The organism is Frankia sp. CcWB2 (assembly GCF_977927585.1).
In genome coordinates this window covers 1-7,244 of record NZ_CDWRCM010000182.1, presented here as the reverse complement: position 1 = coordinate 7,244, position 7,244 = coordinate 1, and the positions used below count along the sequence as shown (strand labels likewise).

Here is a 7,244-nt window from a genome sequence, read left to right as displayed (position 1 = left end):
TGTACACCCGTACGGTGCACCAAGCTGTGCCAGAACGTTCATGTAACGGTCGGCTGGCCGTCTGCGGCACGGCTCCATACCCTGCCACGGTGCTCGTGTGCGCATAGCGGTGATCACCGAGTCGTTCCTCCCCCATGTCGACGGGGTGACGAACACGGTCTGTCGAGTGCTGGAACACCTGCGGGACCGGCAGCACGAGGCGATGGTCATCGCGCCGGCTCCGGCGCCCGCCGCCCGACGCGCGGCGGCGCGCAGCCACGCCGGCGCACCGGTGCTGTGGGCGCCGTCGGCTCCCCTACCGGGTTACCCGGCGTTTCGCTTCGCAGTCCCGTGGCCCGGGCTTCCCGCCGCCTTACGGGAGTTCGACCCGGACATCGTCCATCTGGCGGCGCCCGCCGGCCTCGGGGCGCAGGCGGTGTTCGCGGCGCGGCGGCTCGGCATACCGAGCATCGCCGTCTACCAGACGGACATCGCCGCGTTCGCCGCCCGCTACGGGCTGGCCACCGCGGAACGCACGATCTGGCATTGGCTGGCCATCGTACACCGGCTCGCGGCCCGGACCCTCGCGCCGTCCTGGGATGCCGTCGACACCCTCCTGAGCCAGGGCGTGCAACGGGTCGCCCGCTGGAGTCGAGGGGTGGACCTCGAACGCTTCCACCCGGCGCACCGGGACGACGAACTGCGCCGCAGCCTCGCTCCGAACGGCGAGGTCCTGGTCGGCTACGTCGGCCGGCTGGCCCGGGAGAAGCGGGTGGAGCTGCTCGGAGCGGTGTCCGACATCCCGAACACCCGGCTCGTCGTCGTCGGTGACGGCCCCTCCCGCCCCACCCTCGCCCGGTCGATGCCGAACGCGGCGTTCCTCGGATTCCGCGCCGGGCAGGAGCTCTCGGCTGCGGTCGCGAGTCTCGACGTCTTCGTCCACACCGGCATCCACGAGACATTCTGCCAGGCGGCGCAGGAGGCCAAGGCGAGCGGGGTACCGGTGGTCGCCCCCGCGGCGGGCGGGCTGCTCGACGTTGTCGAGCACGGCCGCACCGGGCTGCACTACACTCCCGGCGACCCCGCGGCCCTGCGGGCGCAGGTCGCGGCCCTGGCCGACGACCTCCCTCGCCGGGTGGCGATGGGTGCGGCGGCCCGGGAGTCGGTCGTGGGATGCGGGTGGAGCGCAGTCGGCGACGAGCTGCTCGGCCACTACCGTGACGTGCTCGGCACCGGCGGCGGGGCCGGCCGCTTCGGCCGCCTCAGGCACCCCGGCCCGGTCATTGAGGGACGGAGCGGACGGCGGGGCGGACGACGGGACGGATGGGACGCACGCGAGCGGCCCGGGACGAGAAACGACGGGTGGTCAGCATGAAGATCGTGCAGGCGGCAAACTTCGTCGCGCCGGCCTCCGGCGGCATCCGGACGACACTGCGCCACCTCGCCGCCGGCTACACCGCGGCGGGCCACGAGGTCGTCCAGATCATTCCGGGCGAGCAGGACGCCGAACTGGTCCAGCCGGATGCCCGCGTGTTCCAACTACGCGCCCCCCGGCTACCCGGAACCGGTTACCGGATCATCACCGAGCCGTGGCGCGTCACCGACCTGCTCGACCGGGAACGGCCCGACCGGCTCGAGGTCCACGACCGGGCGACCCTGCGTCCACTAGCCCGATGGGCCCGCCGTCGCGGGGTGCCGTCGCTGGTCGTCAGCCACGAGCGGCTCGACCGCCTGCTCGGCACCTGGACACCCGCACCGCTGCGGGGAGTCCTGCCGGTCTCGACAGCCGCGGACCGGGCGAACGCTTCGTTCGCGGCCGCCTTCGACTCCGTCGTGGCGACGACGGCCTGGGCGGCGGCGGAGTTCGTCCGCATCGGCGCCGGCAACCTGCGCCACGTTCCGCTCGGCGTCGAGCTCGACCGTTTCTCCTCCGCTCACCACGACCTGACCCTGCGACGCGCCTTCGCCCGTGACCAGGAGGCGCTGCTGGTGGTGGCCAGCCGGCTGGCACCGGAGAAGCGGGTCGACCTCGCCGTGGACGCGGCAGCCGAACTCGTCCGCCGCCGGGTGCCGGCGCGCCTGGTGATCGCCGGTGACGGGGCCCATCGGGGCCGGCTGGAACGGCATGCGGCCGGGCTGCCGGTAACCTTCCTCGGGTTCGTGGCCGACCGGGAACGGCTCGCCGGCCTGCTGGCGACCGCCGACCTCGCGCTCGCCCCCGGCCCGGTGGAGACCTTCGGGCTGACCGCCCTGGAGGCGCTCGCCAGCGGCACCCCGGCAGTGGTGCACCACGCCAGTGCGCTCGCAGAACTGATCGTCCCGGGAGTAGGCGTGATCGCCGCGGGCAGCGGATTCACGTTCGCCGACGCCGTCGTGGACCTGCTGTCCGCCTCGCCGGCGCAGGTCCACGCGCGCCGGGTCGCGGCCCGGGCCCGCGCGGAGCAGTTCCCCTGGTCGACCACGGTCGCGGGCTTCCTCGCCTGCCACGACTCGCCCGGTCCGGCCGCCCCGGGCACGGCCTTCCCGCAGCCACCGGCGCCGCCGCTCGCGGCCTGACTCGCGGTCTGAAAGGCGGGCAGAGCCATGGACTCCGGTACCGGATCCCGACGGTTCGTCGCGCTGGGCGACAGCATCACGGTCGGCCTCGGCGACGGCGTGACGATGGGACGCGAACACCGCCGCTCCGCGACGGGAGGACGGGGCTTCGCCGCCCGGCTCGCCGCGTGCCTGGGCCCGGCCGGCGCCGTGGAATTCACCAATCTGGCCACCACGGGAGCGACCACGCACGACGTGCGTACCCGTCAGCTTCCCGTCGCCCTGTCGCTAGGCCCCCAGATCGCCAGCGTGATCGCCGGCATGAACGACGTGCTGAAACCGACGTTCGATCCGCTGCGGTTACGTCAGGACCTGGTCTGGACGGTGGGCCGTCTGCGGGCTGACGGAGTCGTCGTGCTCACCGCGACCATGCCCGATCCCAGCCGGCTGCTCCCGGTGCCGGCGCCGTTCGGCCGGATCCTGAGCGAACGGGTCGAACGGCTCAACGCGGCGGTCCATGCCGCGGCCCGGACGGACCCCGGGGTGTTGATGGTCGACCTCGGCGGGCACCCTGCGGTGCGCAGCCGGTCCAGCTTCGACGTGGACCGGATCCACCCGGGGCCACGCGGCCACCGCCTGATCGCGCAGGCGTTCGCCCATCGTCTGTCGCACGCCGGGGTAGCACTCGTGGGTCTGCCGGACGGACCCGATCATGAGGAACCGGCTCCAGGAATCATCGAGCATTCCTACTGGCTGCTGAGCGTGGGCCTGCCCTGGCTGGCCGGGCGGTGCCTGCCCAGAGGCGACAAATGGCGCTATCACCCGGAAAAAGGTCTGGTACGGCCTCCTCGGCGAGCCTGAAGGCTCCTCGATTGCCTACGGTAGGCAATGTGCTTCCCGCCCTGTCAGCGTCGCCCCGGTCCGGAGTCCTCACCGGATGGGGCAATGCGTGGCTTGCCGGGCTCGTCGGGCTCGACGACGTCATCACCCAGATGCACCGCGCGCTCGGCGGCGAGGCGGCGCCGCACACCCTCGGCGACGAGCCGCTCGTGCTGGGCCTGGGAGCCCTGCGTTCGGCCGGAGCGCAACGGCTCCGGCTGGTCCTGCCCGCCCCCGGGGACGCCACCGGCCTGCCCGGCCCGGCGGAGGTGAACAGGGACGCGATCACCGCCGGGGAGGCGATCATCGTGATCGGCCCGAACCCACCGCTGGTGCTCGTTCCCGGGGTCGTCGTGCACGGGCCGGCCCTGGAGGGGCGGCTGGAGTCGGTGCACTGGCGGGTGCTCGTCGCGTCCCGCGTGCCACCGCCCGGAGCCGGCCTGCGCGCCGCGGAACACGACCTCAGCAACGCGATCCGCACCACGACGGCCGCGCTCATCGACCTCGACATCGCAATCGCTCGCCCCGAGGTGCTCGCCCTGCTGCGCGACCGCGGGGAGGAGGAGCCGGGCCCGGGGCTGGGCCCGGGTCATCCACCGGGGGCGCACGCCCTGCTGGCCCGGGCGGAGCGGTTGTCGGCCCTGCTCGACCTCGCTGCCCGGGACGACGGTGCCGCGGTGACCGCGAGCGAGATCGCCCGCAGGTCCGCGGCGCTGCGCAACCTTTCCGCGGCAGTGCGTCGCGCCTATGCAGCAGCCTACGATGCCTTCGACCCGACGTACGCCCCTGTGCCGCCCTCGAACTGACGATCTGACGATCGCCGGCTGCCCGCCCCGGCCGGCTCCGGCCGGCTCCGATCAGTTCAGCCGAGGGCAGAAGTGCCCGGCCGGATCGTCCGGGCGGCCGCACAGGACGCACGGTGGACGCCCGGCGGCAACGATCGTGCGGGCTCGTTCGATGAAGGCACGGGCCTGTTTGATCGACAGTCCCACCCGCAACGAGTCGAGCTCGTCCTCGCTCTCGGGGAGCCGGAACTCCCCGGGGGACAGCCCGGCCGCCTCGACGAAGACCCGGTGGCCGTCCCAGGACACCGTGAGCTGGCCCAGATGGAAGTCCTCCTCGAACGGGGCATCCAGCGGGGCAAGATCGATCTCGACGTCCGAAGCGGTCGGAAGCACGATGCCCTGGGTCTGGCCCACCTGGCCTAGCAACGCGGTCAGCCCCTCCGCCAGGGCGGTGACCTCGGTCTTCTCCAGACCGACCGTCACGACCTGACCACGCCCGGCAGCCTGCAGGAAGAAGATCCGGTCACCCGGCTGGCCGACGGTTCCCACCACGAACCTTTCCGGGGATTCGAACACGTAGCGCCGCATATCTCCGATCGCTCCGTTACCTTGACTCGCTTCGTCGTTCGGTCCTGATCGCTTCGTTCCCCATCAGTATCGGTTCCCCATCAGCCTCGGCTCACCATCAGTATGGCCGCCTCGCCATGCGGTCCGCCCTCCCCCACCCTCCTGGCTTCAGGACCACCCCGGATTCGGGTCCGCGGGGGTTCAGGTCCGCGGCGGCCCGAAGGGCTCGCAGCAGTGCGCGGGGCAGTCCGCCGGCCAGGGCCCGAGGCCGGTCAGCGACCGTCGGGCGCCGCCGGGACGACGCAGCTCCTCGATCAGTTCTCCCACCATCGAGACGAACCGCGGATCCACCCCGACGGTGCCCGCCCGCGTCGCCGGCAGGCCCAGCTTCCGCGCCCGTTCCAGGGCCCCCACGTCGAGGTCATAGCGGACCTCCATGTGATCGCTGACGAATCCCAGCGGAATGATCACGGCACTGGCGGCCCCCGCCGCGGCCAGCCGCGCGAGCCGATCGCGCACGTCCGGCTCGAGCCACGGCACGTCCGGCGACCCACTGCGGCTACAGAAGGCCAGGTCGAAGGGATGACGCACGCCGGTGATGCGTTCGATCCCCTCGGTAATCACCGCTGCGGTAGCCCGCAGCTGGTGAGCGTAGGCGCCCTCGCCACGCCCGCTGGCGCGGGCCTGCGCGAGGGGGAGCGAATGCGCGGTGAAGATCAGATGGGCATCGGGACGCACCTTCGCCGGCAGGTCGGCCAGCGCCGCGACGCCGCGGTCCACCATCGGCTCCACGAACCCCGGATGGTCGAAGAACAGCCGCAGCTTCACCAGCTCGGGCGCACGGTCCCCCACCGCGGCGGCGGCCGCCGCGAGGTCCTCCCGGTACTGCCGGCATCCCGAGTAGGACGAGAAAGCCGAGGTGACGAAGCACGCGGCACGCCGGATGCCGTCGGCGGCCATCTGGGCGACCGTGTCGGTCAGATAGGGCGCCCAGTTCCGGTTCCCCCAGTAGACCGGCAGCCCGGGCAGCTCCGCACGCAACGCGGCGACCAGCGCCCGGTTCTGCTCGTTGAGGGGGCTACGCCCACCGAACAGGTGGTACTGCTCGGCGACGACCGCCAGCCGGGAGGCGGGAATGTCCCGGCCCCTGGTCACGTTGCGGAGGAACGGCAACACGTCGCCGGGCCCCTCGGGACCCCCGAACGAGACGAACAGCAGAGCGTCCACGTCCCCCGGTGCCCCGGCCCCGCTCATCTCGGCACGCTGCCGGCGATCTCCGCCGGATAGTTCGGGAAGTAGCGGGTGATCTCGGACAGCTCGAAGGTGGGCAGGATGGACCCGGCCGGTTCCCGCGCGAGCAGGAACGCGAACGACGCGCGGACCAACGCGATCAGGCCCGGCACATCGTCGGGCGAGAGCCCCACCGCCGCGAGCACCTTGTCATCGACCTGCACCCGGTAGTTGAAGGAGAGCCCGCGGACTCCCGGAGACGTCTCCTCCGCGACCTCGACGTCGAAGTCGCGGCCGCCGTATGGTTCCACCCGAATCACGCCCACCGACCCACCCCCTCGCGGTTGCGCCGACCGCACCGCCGCAGCCGCCTCAACTGCTGAGCCACCTCAGCTGACAGGGATGGCGCGCCCTTGGTTTCGATCAGCCAGCGGCGTGGCGGCACGGCGACGCCGCGCCACCTACGATATCCGTTAAGGCGCGCCGGATGCGTCGTCGGCGGGCAAGAAGATCGCCCGGACCGACCTCCGCGCGGCAGCCGGGGCGGGCACCGGCCCACCCGGGCACCATCGCGGGCGATCCAGTCGATGATCAGACGGCCAGGTGAGCCTTCATGGCGCGGGCCCGCTCGCCGAGCTCGGGCATTCCCACGACCGTGACCCCGGCCGCGCCGAGCAGTTCGTACTCGACCGCGACCCGACTTTGACCAGCCTGCATTCTGCAGTCATAATGCAGGCATGCCAATTGCAGTCACCGTACGCGACGCACCGGAAGACGTACGTGACACGCTCGCGCAGTACGCTCGCCAGCAAGGCCAGTCACTGCAGGCGTTCCTACTCGGAGTACTCACCCGACAGGCCCGGTATGCTCGAAACCAGCAGGTCCTCGCTGCTGTGGAAGACGAACTCGCGGCGGGCGGCGGCGCCGGCGTGGATGCTCCAGCCGCCGCCGACGTGCTGGCAGCCGCCCGCGCCATGCACGTCGAGGCGACATCAACGGACGAGCCAGGAGCGCACGGTTCCGGATGGTCGTAGTGGACGCTTCCGTGCTCGCCAACGCCCTCGTCTACGCCGACGACCGAGGGCGACGGGCCCGCTCGATCCTGAGCGCCGACCCAGAGTGGGCGGCTCCCGAGCACTGGAAGATCGAGCTGTTCTCGGTCATGCGCGGGCTCGCTCTCGGCAACAAGATCAGCGATGGCCAGGCGCAGGCCACGATCAACCGGATTCCCCAGCTTGGCGTCGACCACGTTCCCGTCGAACAGCTCCT

The 7,244-nt window shown here is 72.1% G+C and carries 10 protein-coding genes; 6 read left to right on the top strand and 4 right to left on the bottom strand.

Translation table 11 applies throughout. The annotated features are described in order from the left end of the window. Positions 1–97 precede the first annotated feature (97 nt). The 4 genes from ACY45C_RS17100 to ACY45C_RS17085 are packed head-to-tail and all read left to right on the top strand — an operon-like array spanning position 98 to position 4,199. Positions 98–1,354 carry a glycosyltransferase family 4 protein gene (locus ACY45C_RS17100; RefSeq protein WP_462188563.1) on the top strand — a complete coding sequence of 419 codons (1,257 nt, stop codon included), beginning with the start codon at positions 98–100 and terminating at the stop codon, positions 1,352–1,354. Continuing rightward, on the top strand, positions 1,351–2,535 hold the full coding sequence (locus ACY45C_RS17095; protein WP_462188565.1) for a glycosyltransferase: 1,185 nt from the start codon (positions 1,351–1,353) through the stop codon (positions 2,533–2,535). Before ACY45C_RS17100 ends, ACY45C_RS17095 begins: the two co-directional genes overlap by 4 nt. A gap of 27 nt (positions 2,536–2,562) precedes the next feature. Next, the gene (locus ACY45C_RS17090; RefSeq protein ID WP_462188562.1) at positions 2,563–3,375 is read left to right on the top strand and encodes an SGNH/GDSL hydrolase family protein; all 813 of its coding nucleotides are present in this window, start codon (positions 2,563–2,565) and stop codon (positions 3,373–3,375) included. A gap of 11 nt (positions 3,376–3,386) precedes the next feature. After that, positions 3,387–4,199 (top strand): hypothetical protein, encoded by an 813-nt coding sequence (locus ACY45C_RS17085; protein WP_462188561.1) that lies wholly within the window; start codon positions 3,387–3,389, stop codon positions 4,197–4,199. Positions 4,200–4,250: 51 nt separating this feature from the next. Here ACY45C_RS17085 and ACY45C_RS17080 read toward each other — a convergent pair whose 3' ends face one another. The 4 genes from ACY45C_RS17080 to ACY45C_RS17065 all read right to left on the bottom strand — a co-directional run bounded on the left by ACY45C_RS17080 (position 4,251) and on the right by ACY45C_RS17065 (position 6,692). Then, positions 4,251–4,766 (bottom strand): DUF3090 domain-containing protein, encoded by a 516-nt coding sequence (locus tag ACY45C_RS17080; RefSeq protein ID WP_462188560.1) that lies wholly within the window; start codon positions 4,764–4,766, stop codon positions 4,251–4,253. A gap of 180 nt (positions 4,767–4,946) precedes the next feature. After that, positions 4,947–5,999, bottom strand: coding sequence for a ferrochelatase (locus ACY45C_RS17075; RefSeq protein WP_462188559.1), 1,053 nt, complete (start codon positions 5,997–5,999; stop codon positions 4,947–4,949). Next, positions 5,996–6,301 carry a hypothetical protein gene (locus ACY45C_RS17070; protein WP_462188558.1) on the bottom strand — a complete coding sequence of 102 codons (306 nt, stop codon included), beginning with the start codon at positions 6,299–6,301 and terminating at the stop codon, positions 5,996–5,998. The genes ACY45C_RS17075 and ACY45C_RS17070 overlap by 4 nt, the downstream gene beginning before the upstream one ends. 265 nt (positions 6,302–6,566) lie before the next feature. Beyond that, complete coding sequence (locus ACY45C_RS17065) at positions 6,567–6,692, bottom strand: hypothetical protein (RefSeq protein ID WP_462188557.1); 126 nt, start codon at positions 6,690–6,692, stop codon at positions 6,567–6,569. Positions 6,693–6,712: 20 nt separating this feature from the next. On the opposite strand from ACY45C_RS17065, the gene ACY45C_RS17060 reads away from it, so the two are divergent. Together ACY45C_RS17060 and ACY45C_RS17055 are read left to right on the top strand one after the other, a co-directional pair. After that, positions 6,713–7,009, top strand: a complete 297-nt coding sequence (locus tag ACY45C_RS17060) for a hypothetical protein (protein WP_462188556.1) — start codon at positions 6,713–6,715, stop codon at positions 7,007–7,009. Further along, the coding region (locus ACY45C_RS17055; protein WP_462188555.1) for a type II toxin-antitoxin system VapC family toxin at positions 7,009–7,244 on the top strand (236 nt) is incomplete at its 3' end. The genes ACY45C_RS17060 and ACY45C_RS17055, both read left to right, overlap by 1 nt.

What these genes read in the sequence shown, in the direction of transcription:
- ACY45C_RS17095 (WP_462188565.1), top strand. Translation starts at nt 1,351, where the DNA reads ATGAAGATCGTGCAGGCGGCAAACTTCGTCGCGCCGGCCTCCGGCGGC.
- ACY45C_RS17090 (WP_462188562.1), top strand. Translation starts at nt 2,563, where the DNA reads ATGGACTCCGGTACCGGATCCCGACGGTTCGTCGCGCTGGGCGACAGC.
- ACY45C_RS17080 (WP_462188560.1), bottom strand. Translation starts at nt 4,766, where the DNA reads ATGCGGCGCTACGTGTTCGAATCCCCGGAAAGGTTCGTGGTGGGAACC.
- ACY45C_RS17075 (WP_462188559.1), bottom strand. Translation starts at nt 5,999, where the DNA reads ATGAGCGGGGCCGGGGCACCGGGGGACGTGGACGCTCTGCTGTTCGTC.
- ACY45C_RS17065 (WP_462188557.1), bottom strand. Translation starts at nt 6,692, where the DNA reads ATGCAGGCTGGTCAAAGTCGGGTCGCGGTCGAGTACGAACTGCTCGGC.
- ACY45C_RS17060 (WP_462188556.1), top strand. Translation starts at nt 6,713, where the DNA reads ATGCCAATTGCAGTCACCGTACGCGACGCACCGGAAGACGTACGTGAC.